We start from the raw sequence: 17761 nt of genomic DNA, 5'->3' as shown, positions 1-17761 counted from the left end.
GCTCGAGAGACTGGCTCGACGTCGAGACCGGCTCGGCACCGGGACCCGGTTCGCCGTTCACTCGACGTCCGCTAGGGTGTCGACGTCGTACACCCGCCTCGGCGTCCCGACGTGTGCGGTTCGAACCGCGTCCTCGTACCCTTCCTCCAGCATCCATCGAACCCGCCGGGGGACCGTCTTCGGGCCCATCACCGCGCCCGGCCTGTCGGGGTCGTCCACGAAGTCGGTCTCCATCAGGAACGGCTCGCCCGCCTCGGCGGCGACGCGGAGCCGGTCCCGCTCGCTCATCACGCTCGGCGTCGGCCCGGCGAGGCGGCCGCCGGCGTAGTGTTTGACGACTCGCTCGCGGGCCATTCCGGCTTCCTCGGCCCACTCCGCGGTTTCGGTCAGGTCCTCCGAGGCCTCGGTGTGTAACTGGACGGGACAGTCGTGGTCGGCACCGAGCGCGAACGCGTGGCGCATCACCGCGTTCGAGGCGTCCCACACAGCGTCGGTGACCTCGTAGTGTGGACGCCCGGACTTGAGTCCGAGCGCGTGCCCGTCGTCGACGAACTCGGCGGCGACGTCGAGCCCGCCCCGCATCAGTTCGCGCGCCCCGTCGGCGTCGAACCCGCGCTCGTCGACGAGCCGCGAGACGAGCCCCGGGTGGACGCCGAGGACTGCCCAGGCGCGGCCCTCGAGCAGTTCACTCGCCTCCCGCACGATCTCGACGGTCCGCTCGAACACCGGGCGGAACTCCTGGGGTGCGTCGGCCTCGACGCCGAGGTGCCAGGACGGCTTGTTCACCACGATCAGGTGGGTGCCGCCGAGCCGGGCGAAGTCGCGGACCGCGTCGAGCCCGCGCCCGTGGTCGGGGTCGAGGTGCATGTGATCGTCCAGTACCGGGGTGCCGAGGTCCTCGCTCATCCGTTGTCGGCAGCAGGGCCGGCGCGGTGATAACGGTGCGGGGAAGACTGTGCGGGCTCGCGTGCGGACCGGAGCTGCGGCCGAACGCGAGCGGACGGCTCGGTCGAGTCCTCGAGCGACCAGTCGCAACCACTAAGCGCGAACCTCCCCGAGGTTCGACCGAGAATGGTCGACTGGACGGAGACGTACCGCCCGCGCTCGCTCTCGGAGCTCCGGGGCAACGACAAGGCGGTCGACGCGTTCCGCGAGTGGGCGACGTCGTGGGACGACCACGGGGAGGCGGTGGTCCTCCACGGCTCGCCCGGCATCGGGAAGACCTCGGCCGCCCACGCGCTCGCGTCGGACATGGGGTGGGAGACGGTCGAACTCAACGCCTCGGACAAGCGGACGGCCGACGTCATCGAGCGCTACGCCGGACGCGCGGCGAACAACGCGACCCTCGCGGGCGCCAGCGGCGCCGACGACACCGGGGGCCGACAGCTCGTGATCCTCGACGAGGCGGACAACGTCCACGGCAACTACGACCGCGGCGGCGCCGGCGCGATCACGAAGCTCGTGAAGTCCGCCGGCCAGCCCATCGTCCTCATCGCCAACGACTACTACGACATGTCGCGGGGGCTCCGGAACGCCACCCGCGAGATCGAGTTCCGCGACGTCTCGAAGCGCTCGATCGTCCCCGTCCTGCGCGACATCTGTCGGAAGGAGGGGATCGAGTTCGACTCGGACGCGCTCGAACGCATCGCCGAGCGGAACTCCGGGGACCTGCGCGGCGCGGTCAACGACCTCCAGGCGGTCGCGGACGGAAAGGAACACCTCACCGTCGAGGACGTGGTGACCGGCGACCGCGACAGCTCGATGGGCATCTTCCCGTTCCTCGATCTCGTGTTGAAGGAGGGCGAGTCCGCGCGGGAGGCGCTCGGCTCCTCGTACGACGTCGACGAGACGCCGGACGACCTGACGCGGTGGATCGAGGACAACATGCTGAAGGTGTATGACCCGGACGAGGCGGTCCGGGCGTACGACCACCTCGCGGACGCCGACGTGTGGCTCGGTCGCGTCCGCGCGAGCCAGAACTACTCCTACTGGCGCTACGCGGGCGACAACCTCTCGGCCGGCGTCGCGGCGGCCCGCGAGGGAACCAAGGGCGGCTGGACGCGCTGGGGGCGACCGCAGTTCTACCGGTCGTCCTCGGACACGGCCGAGCACGTGATTCGCCGGATCGCCACCGACGGCGGCTTCTCGATGAACACGGTCCGCCGCGACGTGTTGCCGTTCCTGGCAGCGATGACCCACCACTGCAAGCCCCGGGACCTCACGGTCCGCATGGCCGCGGCGTACGACTTCGAGGCGGCTCACGTCTCGTTCGTCACCGGCTCCGGTGAGACGACGAACAAGGTGCAGTCGATCGTCGAGGACGCCGAGGAGCTGCGGGCGGAACTGATGGAGGACCACTCGGGCGGCGCGTTCGCCGGCACGCCGAGCGCGAACCACGGCGGGGAGGACGGACGGGACGGCGACGAGGAAGCGGCCGATTCGCCTGACGCGTCCGGGGCGGCCGGGAACTCCGACGACGGCGACGGACAGACGACGCTGGGCGGCAGTTCCTCGAACGAGGCCGCCGGGTCGCCGGAATCCGGTGACGAGCCCGCCGAGGACGACCCGGAGGAGGACGACGACCAGTCCGGGCTCTCGGATTTCGTCTAGCGGCTCGATCACCCAGTGGGGGAGACGGACGCTTTTTAGGACTCGGCCCAAGCGGGAGCCATGGACGCAGCCGTCCTCCGCGAGTACGGGGAGCCGCTCGACGTGACCGACGTGCCGGAGCCGGAACTCGAACCCCACGGCGTCGTCGTCGCCGTCGAGGCCTGCGGCATCTGCCGGTCCGACTGGCACGCCTGGCAGGGCCACGGCGAGTGGGCCGACGATCAGGTGCCGACCGACTTCGTGCTCGGTCACGAGCCGGCGGGCGCGGTCGTCGCCGTGGGCGAGCGCGTCGAATCGGTGGCCGAGGGGGACCGCGTCGCCGTCCCGTTCAACCTCGGCTGTGGCGCCTGTGGCGAGTGTCTGAACGGCCACGGCAACACCTGTCTCGACGGCCGCGCGCTGGGGTTCGAGCGCGCTGCGCCAGGCGCGTTCGCCGAACGGGTGCACGTCCCCCACGCCGACTACAACGCCATGCCGCTGCCCGAGGGCGTCGCCCCGCGCGACGTCGCGGCGCTCGGCTGTCGGTTCATGACGGCGTTCCACGCGCTCGCCCACCGCGCGGACCTCGAGGCCGGCGAGTGGGTCGCCGTCCACGGCTGTGGCGGCGTCGGCCTCTCGGCAGTCCACGTCGCCGACGCGCTCGGCGCGCGGGTCGTCGCGGTCGACGTGGCCGACGACAAACTCGATCGCGCACGCGAGGCCGGGGCGGACGCGGTCGTCGACGGGATGGAGAACGACCCGGTCGTCGGGATCGAGGCGCTCACGGACGGCGGCGCGGACGTGTCGATGGACGCGCTGGGTCGCGCGGAGACGTGCCGCAACTCGGTCGGCTGTCTCCGGCAGCGGGGCCGTCACGTCCAGGTGGGGCTGACCACCGAGGCCGAGAAGGGCGAGGTGTCGCTGCCGACCGACGAGATGACGCGCTGGGAGGTCGACTTCCACGGCTCGCGGGGCATGCCGCCGACCCGGTACGACGAACTGCTCGGCCTGCTGGACGCGGGGGATCTGGACCCGGGCAGTTTAGTCGGGCGCGAAGTGTCGCTTTCGGAGGTCCCGGACAGGCTGGCGGCGATGACGGAGTACGAGACTGACGGCGTGGAGGTATTGACGTTCTGACTCGCCGACTCGGACGCTCGAAAAGTGGTTTTCGGCCCAGCGCCAGCCTACAACAGCTTCGAGAGGAACTGCCGACCGCGGTCGGTCGTCGGCTCGTCGAAGAACTGCTCGGGCGGCGTGCGCTCGACGATCTCGCCCTCGGCCATCAGCGTGATGCTGTCGGCCACCTCGCGGGCGAAGCCCATCTCGTGGGTGACGACCATCATCGTCATGCCCTCGTCCGCGAGATCCCGCATCACCTCCAGCACCTCGCCGACGAGTTCCGGGTCGAGCGCGCTCGTCACCTCGTCGAACAGCATCACCTCGGGGTCCATCGCCAGCGCGCGGGCGATGGCGACCCGCTGCTGCTGGCCGCCCGAGAGCTGTGACGGGTACGACGCCGTCTGGTTCCCCAGCCCGACGCGCTCGAGAAGCTGGTTGGCCCGTTCGTGGGCCTCCCCCTCCCGGAGCCCCCGAACCTTGATCGGCGCGAGCGCGACGTTCTCCAGGGCCGTCTTGTGCGGGAACAGGTTGAACGACTGGAACACCATCCCGATGCGTTGCCGGAGGCGGTTGATGTCCGCGTCCGGGTCGGTCAACGGGACGCCGTCCAGCCGAATCTCGCCCGACTGGATCTCCTCGAGGCGGTTCGTACACCGGAGCAGCGTCGATTTCCCGGAGCCGGAGGGGCCGATGACGACGGCGACCTCCCGTTCGTCCACCTCGAGGTCGATGTCCTTCAGGACGTGCGCGTCGCCGAAGTACTTGTTCACCTGCTCGAACTCGAGCAGCGACATCAGTGATCACCCCCGGCGGCTGCCGGATCGGCACGCTCCTCCAGGGTCCGGATCACCTTCCCGAGCGGGATGGTGATCATGAGGTACGCGACCGCGACGAGCACGATGGGCGTCCACGCGTCGAACGTCGCGGAGTTGATCTGGCGAAACGCGCTCAGCAGTTCCGGGATGGCGAGAACCGTCAGCAGCGAGGTGTCCTTCACGAGGATCACCTGGTCGTTGCCGATGGCGGCCAGCGAGTTTCGCCACGCCTGCGGGAGGACGACCTCCCGCATCGACTGGATGTACGACATGCCGAGCGAGCGCGCGGCCTCCATCTGCCCGTCGGGGATCGACTCAATGCCGCCCCGGATCGCCTCGCCGACGTAGGCCGCGTGGTTCAGCGTCAGGCCGATGACCGCGGCGTAGTAGTTGAACTGGTCGACGGGGAACTGTCCGGGCGGCCACAGCTGTGGCACGCCGAGGTAGATGACGAACAGCTGGAACAGCAGCGGCGTCCCGCGGAAGAACTCGATGTAGCTCTTGGCGATCGAACTCGTCACGCCCGTCCGCGACACCCGGGCCAGCCCGACCAGCACCCCCGCGATGACCGAGAGCACGCTGGAGATCACGACGAGCCCGATCACCCGGAGGAACGCGAACGTGAACTGCGGGTAGATGATCTCGACGAGGAGCGAGTAGTCGACCCGCACGAGCAGGATGTAGCCGATGAACGCCGCGACGCCGAGCGCGAACACCGTCGTCCCGACGACGCCGAGCCGACGGAAGGTTCGGTCGTTCAGCTGTTCGAGGAAGCCGCGGTCCCGCTCGGCCGCGCGCTCGGTGTCGGTCGCCATCGACGGTTACCCGGCGAAGTACTCGCTGTAGATCTCGTCGTACGTCCCGTCCTCGCGGATCGCGGCGAGCGCGCCGTTGACCTCCTCGCGGAACTCGTCGTCGTCCTGCCGGAAGGCGATCCCGTAGTTCTCGACGGTGAGCGTGAGGTACGGCGGGGCGTTCTCGCCCGATTCCGCGGCCGCGCCCTCGCCCTCGACGAAGCGAACCTCGCCCTCGCCCTCGCCGTTGACGAACTCCGCGCTGACGGTGTTGTCGTTGATGACGGCGTCGACCTGCCCGTTCAACAGCGCGCTGAACGCGTCGGGAATCTGGTCGTAGCGGTTGATCTCGAGGTCGCCGTCCAGTTCCTCCTGGAGCTCCACGGCCGCGCCCTCGCCGGTCGTCCCGCGCTGGACGCCCACGCGGACGCCCTGCATGTCCTCGGTCGAACTGATGTCGGAGTCCTGCCGGACGACGATGGTCTGGTAGGCGGTGAAGTACGGGTCCGAGAAGTCGACCTGTTCGGCCCGCTCGTCGTTGATCGTCATCGCGGACATGACGACGCGGAAGTTCCCGTTGTTCAGCGACGGGATGATCGTGTCGAAGGAGGTCTGGATGAACTCGTACTCCATGTCGAGCTGGCCCACGAAGATCGCCTCCGCGATGTCGACGTCGAAGCCGGTCAGCTCCCCCTCGGTCGTCTCGTACTCGAACGGTCGGTACGGGATGTCGGAGCCGATCGTGACCGTTTCGGAACCGCCGCCGCCGAACCCGAGACAGCCGGCCATCGAGAGGCCCGCGGCCGCGGCTCCGGTCGACTTCAGGTAAGTTCGTCTCTGCATGACGTGAACTGATTGTTCGGGAGTATATAAGGCAGCTTCGGTCACCGGCGTCCCCGGTAGTGGTCCCGTCGATCCCCGGCGGACGTGTCAATCAGAGACGCTGGCGGTCGAATCGGACGCCGCGCCGTCGTCCCGAAGCCGCCACCGTGCGCCGGCGACGAGCGCGAGCGCCGCGACGACGACGGCCGCGTTCACGAGCCCCACGGTCGCCGTGTAGAAGACGAGGTCACGCCCGAGCACCATCGCCACGAAGAGGAGCCCCGCGGCGACGCCGACGGCCCATCGGAGCCGGCCCCGGCCCGCCCGTCCCGGTCCGCCACCATCCCGACCGCCGAGCCACCTGACCGCGCCCAGCAGCGCCCCGAACGCCGCGAGCGACACTCCGTAGAACAGCGCCTGCGCCCACGGATCGTACGCGAGCAGCGGCGGGAGCCGAGAGAGCACGGTGCCGGCGAGCAGGCCGCCGAGCGCGACGTCCAGGGCGAGCCGCGTCCGCTCGACCCTGTTCCGGCGGTAGCGTCCCTCGTACGCCGTCAGCGTCGCGTCGGCCAGGCCGACGAAGATGGCGAACCCGACGAGAAAGTGCGCCGCGTGGACCGGCGCGGAGTAGCCGCCCGGAAGCCGGCCGTTGAACGTCACCGTGACGGCGCCGAGAACGGCCTGCATCGGCGTGAGCACGGTCGCGACCGTCGCGGCCCACCTCGTCCGCGGGGACTGCCCGGCGCGCCACGCCCAGGCGGCGACGCCGAGGATGAGGAACCCCGTGATCATCGCCCAGAGCCGGTGGAACCACTCGATGAACGAGGGGATCGTCCGGGGGAGGACGCCGCCGTCACACAGCGGCCACTGCTGGGCGCACGCGAGCCCGGAACCGGACGCGGCCGTGTAGATGCCGAGCATGACGAGCGTGAGCGTCATGCCGGTGACGAACGCTGCGTACCGCCGGAAGGTGAGCCAGGCAGGGACGCGAGTCATCGGTGGATGTCGACGGCGACGCTACTTATCGGTGTCCACCTCGGCCGGTCCCAGTTCCAACTGGAGCACGGTCAGTCGGGACGTGCCCTCGAAACCGTCGGCTCAGATGAGGCTGTCCAGGTCCTCGTTCTGGAACAGCTTCTCCTCGGGGTTCGCCTCTTCCTCCCGCGCTTCCGCCTCCTCGACGGCCGCGGCGGCACGCTCCATGAACTCCTGGACGCGCCCGCTCCGCTCGACGCCGCCGAGCAGCACCAGCGACGCGAGCCGTTCGGATTCGAGCGGGAAGTCGCCGCCGCGGACCTGCATGCTCCCGGTCTCCTCCTCGAGCCACTTTCGGGCGCGTTCGACGCCCTTCCGTGAGATGTGCTCGGGGTTGCCGGCGACCACGAGCAGCGCCGAATCGGCGTCGACCGCGTTCGGGAGGCTCGTCCCGGTGAGGAGCGCGTTCCGCGTCACGCTCGTCACGACGTTGATGTTCTCGTCCGCGCTCTCGCTCGCCTCGGCGCTCGCGTAGCCGAGCGCCGAGATGCCACCCGAGCGGAGCGTGTTGATCACCTCGCTGGTGTCGACGACGCTCTCGCCGACCCCCTCGACCGCCTCGCCGGCCGCGAGCAGCAGGCCGACCCGGCGAGCGATGTTCGCGTTGATGGAGTCGAACCCCTCCTCCATGCTCTCGCCGGAGCTGTGCCAGGCGTCGTTGTCGATGAGCAGCACCGAGTCGGCCTCGCGAGCGAGCGTCTTGAGCGACCGCCCGGCGTTCACCTGGTACATCGCGCCCTCGCCACGTCCCGGTAGGACGCCGAGCCCGTACACCGGCACGTCGTACACCCGCTTCAGTCGCTTCGTGAGGACGGGCGCGCCGCCCGACCCGGTTCCGCCGCCGAGGCCGGCGACGACCATGATCGCCTCGGCCTCCGCCGTGATGCGGCCGTCCAGTTCGCCCATGACCTCGCGCACGTCGCTCTGCATCACTTCGGCACCGAGCTCGTTGTCGCCGCCGACGCCGTGCCCGCGGACGCGGTCTTGCCCGATGAGCACGGTGTCGAACTGGAGGGACTGGAGGTCCGCCTTCGCCGTGTTGACGCCCAGTGCGCCGATCACAGAGTCGAACCCCATTTCGTGGTCGAAGTCGACGAGCGCCGACGCCACCTTCCCGCCGGCCTGTCCGACCCCGATGAGGACCGTCTTCATGACACAAGCCAGTCAGCCCGCCCGCTTGAATCTTCCCACAAGTTCAAATGCGAGAGGGGAACCACCCGCCCTGTGACCGAACCACCGGACGAGGCGGCAAAGCGGAGCGACCGACGTCCATCCGCCGGCGAGGGAGTCGACCGCGACTCCCTCTCGGCTCGACTCGCCGCGGTCGAGCGCGCCCTCGGCGAGCGCGACGACCCGCTCCAGGCCGACACCGCCACCGAACGCGCACGACTCGCCGACCGGGTGACTGCGGTCGAGGACGGGCTCGCCGACCTGGACGAACGGGTCGGCGAGATCGAGGCCGCGACGCAGGCGCTCCGCGGGTACGTCGGCGGCGTCCGCGCCGTGAACAGGGACGTCGAGCGGCGCGCCGACGCGGCGCTGGCGACCGCGGAGCGGGTCGCTTCCACCCTCGACTGCGAGGCGGAACCTCGGCGGACTGACCGTCCGCCGACGCACGAGGAGACTCTCCGGGGCGACGCCGACGGTTCGGCCCGAACTCCGACCCGGAGTCCCGACCAAGACGCTCCGGAGGAGGGTACGGAGCCGACGCGTTCGGACGGCATCGCGGCACGGCTCAGGGACGCGCTGTGATCCGGTACGTGCTCGCGACGGTCCTGGCCGTCGCGCTCCTCGGCGTCTCGCTCCCACCGATACAGGCGGCGGGCGCGGAGCGGACCGCGAGCACCCTCGACCGGTTCGGGGAACGGCTCGACCGCGCGGCCGCCGAGCTGCGATCCGAGTCCGATCCCGTCGGCGCGACGCTCCCGGGCGGACGCGAGGTCGTGGAGCTCTCGCTGCCGCGTGCATCGCTCACGGCGGCCCCGGTTCGCTTCGTCGAACTCTGCACGCTCGCGGACGGCCGGACTGCGCTCAGGTACGGCGTCGGAAGCGGCTCGGTAGTGACGCGGTGGCTCGATGCCGGTCTCCGGCTCCCGGACGGTCCGATCCGGTTCGTCGAAGCCGGTGCCCACCGCGTCGAACTGCGGTTCACGAGGCTTGAGGGCGTCCCGGTCGTCGCGGCGACGACCCCCGAGAGTTCAAATACCGGAACGGAACCAACGGCCGCATGCGACTCCTCGACCGACTCCGACCGGGCGACGCACGGACCTGCCAGTGTCGACCGTCCGTCCGGACCCCGGCCGGTTCGAGCGACGCTCGAGTGAGCCTCGACGTCGACAGCGACGACTGTCCCGAGGACGGCGTTCTGGCCGGGTCCCCGGGCTGTCGGGCCACGGTCGTCGACGCGCTCTCGGAACGTGACGCGAAACCGGTCCGGACGACCGCCGGGGGAATCGAACGGACGTACGACGGCCGAGCGTCGGCGTTCCTGGTCGCCGCCGGCCGGTTCGTCGAACGGGTCGCCCACCACGACGCGGAGCTCGCCGTTCGCGCCCGGACGGACCCGCTCGCCGCCGCACGAACTGCGACCGGACGCGCCGGGCCGGTCGCCAGGGTCGCTGCCGAAACCGGCCTCGCCGCGTGTGCGGAGGGCGTGGCCGAGTACGACGAAGTCCTCGCGCCGACGGTGGCCCCGGCCGTCGCACGGGGGCGGACCACTGCCGGCCCCCCGGACGATGCGGTACTCCTGAACGCGCACGAACTCGACACTGGGGCCGTGGTCAGACGGTACGAGACCGACGGGCCGCGCGACGAGTACCGGCTCACGCCACCGAGCGAGACGCTCGATCCCGGGGCGTTCGATACGCTCGCCGCCGCGGCGACCGCCCTCGCGGACGGGACCGTCCGCGGCGGCGAGCGGGCGGCGGGACGCGCGGTGCGGCGGGTCGCGGGCGAGGACGATCCGGTCGAGCTGCTCGCCGCGATCCTCGAGAAGCACACGCGGGGAAACGGGTTACTCGACGATCTGTTCGCCGACCCGCGACTCTCGGACGCCTTCCTGACCGCCCCCGCGGCGAAGACGCCAGTTCGGGCCGTCGTGGACGGCGATCCAGTCCGCACGAACGTCCGATTCTCCCGCGAGGACGTCGCGGCGTTCGCCTCGCGGGTCCGCGCCGCCGGCGGCCGGGCGTTCTCGCGCGCCTCGCCGATCGTGGACGCGTCGCTCGCCGGCGTCCGCGTCGCCGGCGTCACCGACCCGGCCAGCGACGGACCGGCGTTCGCCTTCCGCCGGCAGGACGACGAGTCCTGGACGCTCGCGCGACTCGTCGCGGCCGGGTCGCTTCCGCCTCGGGCGGCCGGGTTCCTCTCGCTGGCGGTCGAACGCGGCGTCACGGGACTGATTGCGGGACCGAGAGGTGCTGGCAAGACCACGCTGCTCGGCGCGTTGCTCTGGGAGCTTCCGGCGGCCGTCCGGACGGTTCTCGTGGAGGACACACCGGAACTCCCCGTCGCGTCGCTCCGGGACGCCGATCGCGACGTGCAAGCGCTCCGCGTCGGGACCGACGCCGACGCCGCGCTCACACCGACGGAAGCCGTCAGGAGCGCGCTCCGCCTCGGCGATGGCGCACTCGTCGTGGGCGAGGTTCGCGGGACGGAGGCGACGGCGCTGTACGAGGCCATGCGCGTCGGCGCGGCGGCCGACGCGGTGCTTGGAACCATTCACGGCTCCGACGGGGCCGCGGTCCGCGAACGCGTCGTCTCCGACCTGGGGGTCCCCGAATCGTCGTTCGCCGCGACGGATCTGGTCGTCTCGCTCGGCCCGGACAGGCGACTGAACGCGATCGAGGAACTCCGTCGCACGACCGACGGAACGAGGTTCGTCCCGCTGTTCGAACGGGACGGCAGTGGCTCGACCCCCACCGGCATCATCGACCGGGGAGGGAGCCGCGCGGTGAACTCGATCGCCGCGCCCGCGGAGTCGTACGGTGACGTTCTGGCGGCGGTCGACTCGCGGGCGGACGTCGTCTCCGACCTCGTGGCGGACGGTCGAATCGCCTCGAGCGCGACCGTCCGATCGGGGACGACGGAGCGATCCGAGGCCGCCAGCCCGTCGAAATGCTGAGCGAACTCGCGGGCCTGTGGCCGATTTCCGTCCGCCCGGGACGAGAGTTTCGGCAGTCGCTCGGGCTCCTTGGCGTCGACCGCGACGCGGAACAGGTCCTCGAAGCCGGCTACGTGCTTTCGACCGGGGCTGGCCTCGGGGTGGCGGGAGCCGCCACCCTGATCGGCGGCGTCCTCCCGGCCGTCCTGCTCGGGGCGGCGTGCGGACTCGGACTCGTCTCTGCCGTCCCGAGGCTGCCGCGGGTGCTCGCCACGTTCAGACGGACCCGCGCGCTCGGCGACGCGGTCGAACTGGTGGGACTGCTGGCGTTGCAGCTTCGGTTGACGCCGGTTCCCGAGCGCGCCGCGCGGTTCACGGCGCGGACCGGGGACGGGCTGCTCGCGAGGAGCCTCCGAGACTGGGTCGGACGCAGCGTCGGGACGCCGCGGACGGGACTCCAGGGGTTCGGCCGGGAGTGGGAACCGTGGTTCCCCGCGCTGGCACGGGCGGTTTCGAACCTGGAAGCCGCGGCCGAGGCCGATCCGGATCGCCGCGACCGGGTCCTCGACCGCGCGGTCGACACCGTCGACAGGGCGCTCTCCGAGCGCGTCCAGGCGTTCGCGAACGAACTCCACGGGCCCGTGACCGGCCTCTACGCGTTCGGCGTCCTCCTGCCGCTCGCGCTCGTCGGGACGCTCCCGGCGGCGACGGCTGCCGGGATCCCGATCACGCCAGCCGTGTTCGTGCTCGGCTACGACGTGCTGCTTCCCGGCTCCGTCGCCGTCGCGGGCGTGAAGCTGCTGGCCGCGCGCCCCGTCGCGTTCCCGCCTCCGACGGTGAGCCCGTCGGGTGCGAAACGGCGACGACGGATCGTTCTCGGCGTCGCCGCAGGGTTCGGCGGGGTCGGCGTCGGATGGGTCGTCGGAACGACCCTGGTCGGTGGGTGGGCCGGTCACATCGCCGCGGTGGGGGCCGGGTCCGGTGCCGTGCTGGTCGTCGTCTCCCGACCGATCGTGCGGGAACGGCGACGGGTCCGTGAACTCGAACGCGGCCTCTCCGACGCGCTCTCGGTCGTCGGGAGGGCCGTCAGCGAGGGCACTGCGGTGGAGAACGCGGTGGAACGCGCCGGAGCGATAACGTCGGGACCCGTGAGCGAGGCGTTCGAGGGGGCGGCACGCCGTCGTGAACTGCTCGGCGTCCGGCTCGGGAGGGCGTTTCTGGGAACGCACGGTCCGATGGCGACTCGGGGCGGAACCCGCTCGCGCGGCGCGGTCGCGCTTCTGGTCGCTGCGGCCCGCGAGGGGAGGCCGGCCGGGGATGCGCTCCGCACCTACGCGGACAGGCTCGACGAACTCCTCGAACACGAACGGACGGGGCGGCGGGCGCTGGCCACGGTCACGCGGACGCTCTCACACACCGCCGCGCTGTTCGGTCCGCTCGTCGGCGGTGCGACCGTGGCACTCGCCCGTCGCCTGGCGGAGGCTGACGCTCGACTCACGGCGGGGCAAGCGGGCACGATGCTACCTCCGGATCTCGTCGGGACCGCGGTCGGCTGGTACGTGCTCCTGCTGGCCGTCATCCTCACGTCGCTCGCCACGGGGCTGGAGCGAGGACTCGACGGGTGGCTCGTCGCGTACCGGACGGGGATCGCGCTGCTGACGGCCGTTGGCTCGTTTCTCGCGGGCGTCGTCGGTGCCGGCCTCCTGCTGTAACTTTATCACCGAAAGCGCGGCCAGCACCCCCATGTTCGACGTCCCGCTGGACGCCTGGTACGCCTGGCTCGGCACCGCGGCCGTGGCCACGACGGTCCTCGGCACGGCCTTCGGTCTTCCGACGGCACCGCCGCCGGACGCGACCGCCGCGGCCAACGCCGTGGATTCGGTCGCCGCACACGACCCGCCCGCGAGCGTCGAGTACCGGCTCGCCGCGGACGCGGTCATGGTCGAGTCCACCGGCCTCACGCTCCGGTCGGACGCCGGCGTCGCCCACGCAGGGTTCGCGTTCGGTCCGGTCGTCCCGACTCCACCCGGAAGCGCGCTGGCTGCCGTCGCCACCGGGTCCGAGCCGAGCGCGGTGTTCGCCGACCGGGCCTCGTTCGAGCGGGCGCTCGACGGGGAGCGGACGGACCCGCCGGGCTGGCGGGGAGCCAAGCGACTGATCGTTCGACGCGTCGCTTGGGGAGGTGAGGATGCGACGCTCGTGCTCGTCCGGTAGGGCTCAGGCCGAGCCGACGGTGACGCTGGCCGCCGTACTCGCCATCGTGTTCGGCCTGACGGCCTACGCGCTGGTGCTCGCTGACTCGGTCCCGAACGGCGACCGCGACCTCGCGGGGCCGACGCTGGAGCGCGTCGAGGACCACCTCACGACCGGCGGAATCGCGGAGCCGTCGAGAGTGGAACGAGCACCGACGGCCGGTCCGTCCGGACGTTCGGTGAACGTGACGCTCACGTCCGATGACCACCGGTGGACGGCCGGGCCCGAACCGCCACGAACCGCGGACACGGATTCGACGTCCGTCGGCGTACGACTCCGTCCCGGAACCGTCCGATCGGCCACGTTGCAGGTGGGGGTGTGGCCGTGACGGCGACAGCGCTCGACGCGGGGCTGTGTCTCCTCCTCGTGAGCGCGGCCGCGCTCACGGTCGTCGGTGCTCGTGACCCGCCGGTACCGGAGGGCCGTGCCGATGCCGCGGCGGAGACGCTCTCGGTGACCACCGCGAACGTCTCCTACACCCTCCAGCCCGGGTCGGGGGACACGGCATCGTCGTCGGCCGCGAGCGGGGAACTCGACCGCGTCGCCCACGGGACGCTCGCGGAACTGCTCGCTCGTGCGGCGTTCCGGTCCGTTCGAATCGACGGTGAGTCGTTGACGAACGCGTCCGGCGGGTTCCGGCGCGCGGTTCACCGCGCCGTGCTGAACTCGCTGCCGGCTCGGACGCGCGTGGACGCGAGGTGGGAACCGTACCCCGGGTCACACGTTCACGGCGGGGTCGCCGTCGGCCCCGCACCCCCTGGCGACCGCGCGGTAGACGCGGCGCGATTGACCGTCCCCGTCCGCGTGCAGCCGTCCGCCGCCGGCGGAACGACGACCGACACCGTCGGCGCGACGGATCGGGAGGACCGGCTCGCGGGGTTTCTCGTTCGGGCGCTCTTTCCGCCCGAACAGCTGCGATTCGCTCTGCAGGACGACTCGCCCCTTCCGGGGCTCGTCGAGCACCGGTATCGTCGGGCGGGACGGCTCTACGGAATCGACACCCTCGACGCCCTTCGAGCGGGCGGTCCGGCCGCCGCGAACGACCGACTCCGGCCGGCCGTCGCCGACCGGATCCATGCCGACCGTCGGGAGGGTTCCAGTGATGGTCGATCCGCGACGTCGATCGAGCGGTCCCGTCGCGTCGTCATCGTCGTCAGGACGTGGGCTCCATGACGGCTGGGTCGAGCGATCGCGCGCGGGTCCCGTTCGCGCTGGTCGGCGTCGTGCTCCTCCTCGGGAGCGTCGCCTACGCGAACACGCTCGCGCTCTCGGGGCCGGTCGGCGGCACCGCGGCGGCGAGCGAGACGCTGGAGCGGGCCGAGTCCTCGGCACGACCCGCCGTCCGCGCGGCGGCGACGGCCGCCGCACGGGAGGCCGCGATGAACCCGGTGATCGAACCTGCTGATACCCCAGTAGGCCGGTCGCTCAACCGAACTGACCCGTTTCGGGACGCCCTGAAACTCCGGATCCACGGGTCGGTCGCCCGAGCGCTCTCCACGACGCGGGTCGACGACGGGCGGACGGTCGCCACCGCGAGCCTCCCGGCAGTCGACTCGACTGCGGACCTCCACGAGGCGAAACGCCGCATCCGGGTTCGGTCCGTCGACGACGGCACCGCGATGACCGTCACGGTGCGAAACGTGACGTTGACCGCCCGCAACGACGGCGGGGTCGTCGCGACGGAGCGGACCTCGTACGTCGTCACGGTCGCGGTGCCGGTGCTTGCGATGCACGAACGGACACGGCGGTACGAACGACGGCTGAACGCGAGTCCGCTGGAGGGTCCGGGGCTCGGGAGACAGTTGACGTGGCGACTCACGGCGGTCGCGCAGGCGAGAGGGCTTGCACAGTACGGCGGCGCTCCGGTGCAGAACGTGCTCGCAAACAGGCACGTGGAACTGTCGACCAACGCCGCGGCGCTCCGCGAACAGCGTGCGGCGTTCGGCCGAGCGGACCCGGAAGGTCGCGCTGGCGTCCTCGGAGCGACCGCCAGGGTCGGGATGACCGACCTCGTCGGCCCCGCCACACGACAGGGGCCCGTGTGGACGGAGACGGTGCTGTCGGCGGCGTCGGCCGGCGGGAGCGGATCGGACGACGGGATTCCACACCCCGCGAACTCGTCGACGGATGCTCAGATCGCCGTCGGGGTGAACCACACCGCAGACGTCGCCTTCGCGGGGTTCATCGATTCGAAGATGGGTCGCCAGATCGACCGAGCCTACCGTGCGGAGGTCACCAGAACGGCACGCGTCACGTCGTCGGATCGTGGTCGCCGGCCGCCGCCGTCACCGCCGGGGCCGAACGTGACGCTGCTCGACGAGCGGCGGGACTCGATGACGACGGTGCTCGGTAGAACTGGGGCGGCCACGAAGGCGCCACGGGAGTATCTCGACACGACGGTGGCCGTCCAGGTGACACACACGGCCGTCCGAACCTGGCGGACTCCGGCCGGGATCGAGACGACCCGCGTTCACTGGCGCGACGATCACGAGGTCAGAATCCGGATCGAGGCGGCTCATCTCCCGCCGGCCGCCGCGCCGGACCGGAACGTGTCGCCCGCGTTCGTCCGCGGTGGTGCGCTCGACGGGCCGAACCTCGCGGACGTCAGGGGCGAGGCACTCGGCCGGCTTGCGGGCTCTAACACCATCGAGCAACTTGCACGGTCGGCCGTTCACGGGCGCGACGACACGACGACCGTGACGCTGTCGGGGGACCGACCGGCCGAACTGGACGAGTGGGTGTACGCCGACGTCGCCTTCCTCCGGGAGGAGATCCGAAACGTGACGGTCACGGTCGACCGGGAGGCGGTCGCGGCCGGCGACGCCAACGCCCCTGCCGCACTCGTCGCGGAGATTCGGGAGCGACGTTCGTCGCTCGTTTCCCCACCATCCAGCTACGACGGCGTCGCCGACAACGCACGTGTCGCGGCACGGGCGGCGTACGTCGACCGGGTGCTCGCTCGACTCGACCAGCGTGCCGGTGGGGTGAGCGATAGAAACGACGAGTTCCGGCAGGTGCTCGATGGTAGCGGCGTCCCACTCGCCGGGAACCTCGACGACGTAGCCTCGGTCACGGCCGATCGCCTCACGCCGGAGCCCCGACCGGTCGGCGGACGGCTCGCGGGGCCGGTCGTCCTGACGCCCGATACGGAGCCCAGCTATCTCACGGTGACCGCGGTGGAGGGGAGTCGACTGGACGGGGTCGAGGACGGGAGCCGTGTCTACCCGCTCGCGGCGCGGAACACGAACGTCTTCACCGTTCCGAGCGGCGACGCCGCGGACGCGGTGACCGAGACGGTCTTTTCCGAGGGAGAGACCGCGTCGCTTCGGACTGGCGGGCTCGCGCTCATCAGGGCCAATCGCACGCTGGACGCGCGGCAGAACCGAACGTTGCGTCGGCAGCGCGACGAACTGGCGACGGCCGTGGCCGGGTCGATGTCACGGGTCCGGGCGCGGGCGAATCAGGTGCTCGAAGCCGAAGGCGGGGGACGTCTGTCTGCCAGTGACCGGGGAATGGTTCTCCGGGAAGCCGACGCGGAGTTCGCCGGGACCGGGGCGAGAGCGGTCGCGGCGACGAACGGGACGTACGCGGACGCCGTCGCACGCGCGGCCGGTCGACGGAGCCGGATGACGCCGAACGAACGGGACCGGCTCGCGCTCCGCCTCCGGATCGCCACGACGAACGTAGCGAAAAGCTCGAACGTGGCGGTGGATCGGAGTCTCACGAACGAAACCGTCGGGACGGAACGACGGGTGGCCAGGGAACTCGTCCGGGAGGCGGTCGCGGCCGGGACGGACCGTGCCGCACGGCGGATTCGGGATCGCTACGCGAACGAGACGGTCGGGCCGGTGGTGGCAGGACTGCCGGTCGCACCCGTCCCCGGCTACTGGTACGCGACCGTGAACGTCTGGGGCGTCGAAGTCCGTGGCTACTACCCCCGGTTCACCGTCGAGGCGCGAACGGGTCCGCCCGACGGGACGGGCTCGGTTCTCCGATACGTCCGTGACGGCGACGCCGTCCGGTTCGACGCCGACGGCGACGGGGAACCCGAACTGGTCGGACGAAACGAGCGGGTCTCGTTCCGAACCGAGACCGTCGTTCTGGTCGCCGTTCCGACCGGTGCGGGCGGCGTCGGCGACGTCGATGGCAACGCGGACGAACGCTCGGCCGGTTGGCCGTGCCCGGATGACGGCGTTTCCGGGTGCGATGTGGCAACGTGACGGCCTCCCTTC

The 17761-nt window shown here is 71.3% G+C and carries 16 protein-coding genes; 10 read left to right on the top strand and 6 right to left on the bottom strand.

The window, feature by feature from the left end:
• Positions 1–57: 57 nt before the first annotated feature.
• Positions 58–906, bottom strand: coding sequence for a TatD family hydrolase (locus RJT50_RS09600; RefSeq protein WP_313691032.1), 849 nt, complete (start codon positions 904–906; stop codon positions 58–60).
• Between the two features lie 165 nt (positions 907–1071).
• Between RJT50_RS09600 and RJT50_RS09595 the strand changes: the two genes are divergently transcribed.
• Together RJT50_RS09595 and RJT50_RS09590 are read left to right on the top strand one after the other, a co-directional pair.
• Positions 1072–2610, top strand: coding sequence for a replication factor C large subunit (locus RJT50_RS09595; protein WP_313691031.1), 1539 nt, complete (start codon positions 1072–1074; stop codon positions 2608–2610).
• Positions 2611–2670: 60 nt separating this feature from the next.
• Positions 2671–3726, top strand: coding sequence for an alcohol dehydrogenase catalytic domain-containing protein (locus RJT50_RS09590; RefSeq protein ID WP_313691030.1), 1056 nt, complete (start codon positions 2671–2673; stop codon positions 3724–3726).
• A gap of 47 nt (positions 3727–3773) precedes the next feature.
• Here the strand turns inward: RJT50_RS09590 and RJT50_RS09585 are convergent, their stop codons facing one another.
• The 5 genes from RJT50_RS09585 to RJT50_RS09565 all read right to left on the bottom strand — a co-directional run bounded on the left by RJT50_RS09585 (position 3774) and on the right by RJT50_RS09565 (position 8326).
• Positions 3774–4502, bottom strand: coding sequence for an amino acid ABC transporter ATP-binding protein (locus RJT50_RS09585; RefSeq protein WP_313691029.1), 729 nt, complete (start codon positions 4500–4502; stop codon positions 3774–3776).
• A complete protein-coding gene (locus RJT50_RS09580; RefSeq protein ID WP_313691028.1) occupies positions 4502–5338 on the bottom strand; it encodes an amino acid ABC transporter permease in 837 nt (278 codons plus the stop codon). Before RJT50_RS09580 ends, RJT50_RS09585 begins: the two co-directional genes overlap by 1 nt.
• 6 nt (positions 5339–5344) lie before the next feature.
• Positions 5345–6160 (bottom strand): basic amino acid ABC transporter substrate-binding protein, encoded by an 816-nt coding sequence (locus RJT50_RS09575; RefSeq protein WP_313691027.1) that lies wholly within the window; start codon positions 6158–6160, stop codon positions 5345–5347.
• Positions 6161–6247: 87 nt separating this feature from the next.
• Positions 6248–7135 (bottom strand): COX15/CtaA family protein, encoded by an 888-nt coding sequence (locus tag RJT50_RS09570; protein WP_313691026.1) that lies wholly within the window; start codon positions 7133–7135, stop codon positions 6248–6250.
• Between the two features lie 102 nt (positions 7136–7237).
• Positions 7238–8326 carry a tubulin/FtsZ family protein gene (locus RJT50_RS09565; protein ID WP_313691025.1) on the bottom strand — a complete coding sequence of 363 codons (1089 nt, stop codon included), beginning with the start codon at positions 8324–8326 and terminating at the stop codon, positions 7238–7240.
• Between the two features lie 72 nt (positions 8327–8398).
• Between RJT50_RS09565 and RJT50_RS09560 the strand changes: the two genes are divergently transcribed.
• Genes RJT50_RS09560 through RJT50_RS09525 form a run of 8 tightly spaced genes read left to right on the top strand, consistent with a single transcriptional unit; the run spans position 8399 to position 17749 of the window.
• Positions 8399–8926, top strand: a complete 528-nt coding sequence (locus RJT50_RS09560; protein ID WP_313691024.1) for a DUF7310 family coiled-coil domain-containing protein — start codon at positions 8399–8401, stop codon at positions 8924–8926.
• Positions 8923–9498 (top strand): DUF7311 family protein, encoded by a 576-nt coding sequence (locus RJT50_RS09555; RefSeq protein ID WP_313691022.1) that lies wholly within the window; start codon positions 8923–8925, stop codon positions 9496–9498. Before RJT50_RS09560 ends, RJT50_RS09555 begins: the two co-directional genes overlap by 4 nt.
• Entirely contained in the window at positions 9495–11297 is a 1803-nt protein-coding gene (locus tag RJT50_RS09550) for an ATPase, T2SS/T4P/T4SS family (RefSeq protein ID WP_313691020.1), read from the top strand. Before RJT50_RS09555 ends, RJT50_RS09550 begins: the two co-directional genes overlap by 4 nt.
• Positions 11291–12988, top strand: a complete 1698-nt coding sequence (locus RJT50_RS09545; protein ID WP_313691019.1) for a type II secretion system protein — start codon at positions 11291–11293, stop codon at positions 12986–12988. Before RJT50_RS09550 ends, RJT50_RS09545 begins: the two co-directional genes overlap by 7 nt.
• 31 nt (positions 12989–13019) lie before the next feature.
• Complete coding sequence (locus RJT50_RS09540; protein ID WP_313691018.1) at positions 13020–13490, top strand: DUF7283 family protein; 471 nt, start codon at positions 13020–13022, stop codon at positions 13488–13490.
• Positions 13465–13857, top strand: coding sequence for a DUF7285 family protein (locus tag RJT50_RS09535; protein ID WP_313691017.1), 393 nt, complete (start codon positions 13465–13467; stop codon positions 13855–13857). Before RJT50_RS09540 ends, RJT50_RS09535 begins: the two co-directional genes overlap by 26 nt.
• Entirely contained in the window at positions 13854–14702 is an 849-nt protein-coding gene (locus RJT50_RS09530) for a DUF7284 family protein (RefSeq protein ID WP_313691016.1), read from the top strand. Before RJT50_RS09535 ends, RJT50_RS09530 begins: the two co-directional genes overlap by 4 nt.
• Positions 14699–17749 carry a DUF7286 family protein gene (locus tag RJT50_RS09525; protein WP_313691015.1) on the top strand — a complete coding sequence of 1017 codons (3051 nt, stop codon included), beginning with the start codon at positions 14699–14701 and terminating at the stop codon, positions 17747–17749. Before RJT50_RS09530 ends, RJT50_RS09525 begins: the two co-directional genes overlap by 4 nt.
• Positions 17750–17761 lie beyond the last annotated feature (12 nt).

Source organism: Halobaculum sp. XH14, assembly GCF_032116555.1.
GTDB lineage: Archaea > Halobacteriota > Halobacteria > Halobacteriales > Haloferacaceae > Halorarum > Halorarum halobium.
The sequence above is the reverse complement of the archived record's forward strand: the minus strand, read 5'-3'. Positions and strand labels throughout refer to the sequence as shown.

Bases quoted from the DNA above. Each gene is read 5' to 3' on its own strand.
- RJT50_RS09600 (WP_313691032.1), bottom strand. From the start codon at position 906: ATGAGCGAGGACCTCGGCACCCCGGTACTGGACGATCACATGCACCTC.
- RJT50_RS09595 (WP_313691031.1), top strand. From the start codon at position 1,072: ATGGTCGACTGGACGGAGACGTACCGCCCGCGCTCGCTCTCGGAGCTC.
- RJT50_RS09590 (WP_313691030.1), top strand. From the start codon at position 2,671: ATGGACGCAGCCGTCCTCCGCGAGTACGGGGAGCCGCTCGACGTGACC.
- RJT50_RS09585 (WP_313691029.1), bottom strand. From the start codon at position 4,502: ATGTCGCTGCTCGAGTTCGAGCAGGTGAACAAGTACTTCGGCGACGCG.
- RJT50_RS09580 (WP_313691028.1), bottom strand. From the start codon at position 5,338: ATGGCGACCGACACCGAGCGCGCGGCCGAGCGGGACCGCGGCTTCCTC.
- RJT50_RS09575 (WP_313691027.1), bottom strand. From the start codon at position 6,160: ATGCAGAGACGAACTTACCTGAAGTCGACCGGAGCCGCGGCCGCGGGC.
- RJT50_RS09570 (WP_313691026.1), bottom strand. From the start codon at position 7,135: ATGACTCGCGTCCCTGCCTGGCTCACCTTCCGGCGGTACGCAGCGTTC.
- RJT50_RS09565 (WP_313691025.1), bottom strand. From the start codon at position 8,326: ATGAAGACGGTCCTCATCGGGGTCGGACAGGCCGGCGGGAAGGTGGCG.
- RJT50_RS09545 (WP_313691019.1), top strand. From the start codon at position 11,291: ATGCTGAGCGAACTCGCGGGCCTGTGGCCGATTTCCGTCCGCCCGGGA.
- RJT50_RS09540 (WP_313691018.1), top strand. From the start codon at position 13,020: ATGTTCGACGTCCCGCTGGACGCCTGGTACGCCTGGCTCGGCACCGCG.
- RJT50_RS09535 (WP_313691017.1), top strand. From the start codon at position 13,465: ATGCGACGCTCGTGCTCGTCCGGTAGGGCTCAGGCCGAGCCGACGGTG.
- RJT50_RS09525 (WP_313691015.1), top strand. From the start codon at position 14,699: ATGACGGCTGGGTCGAGCGATCGCGCGCGGGTCCCGTTCGCGCTGGTC.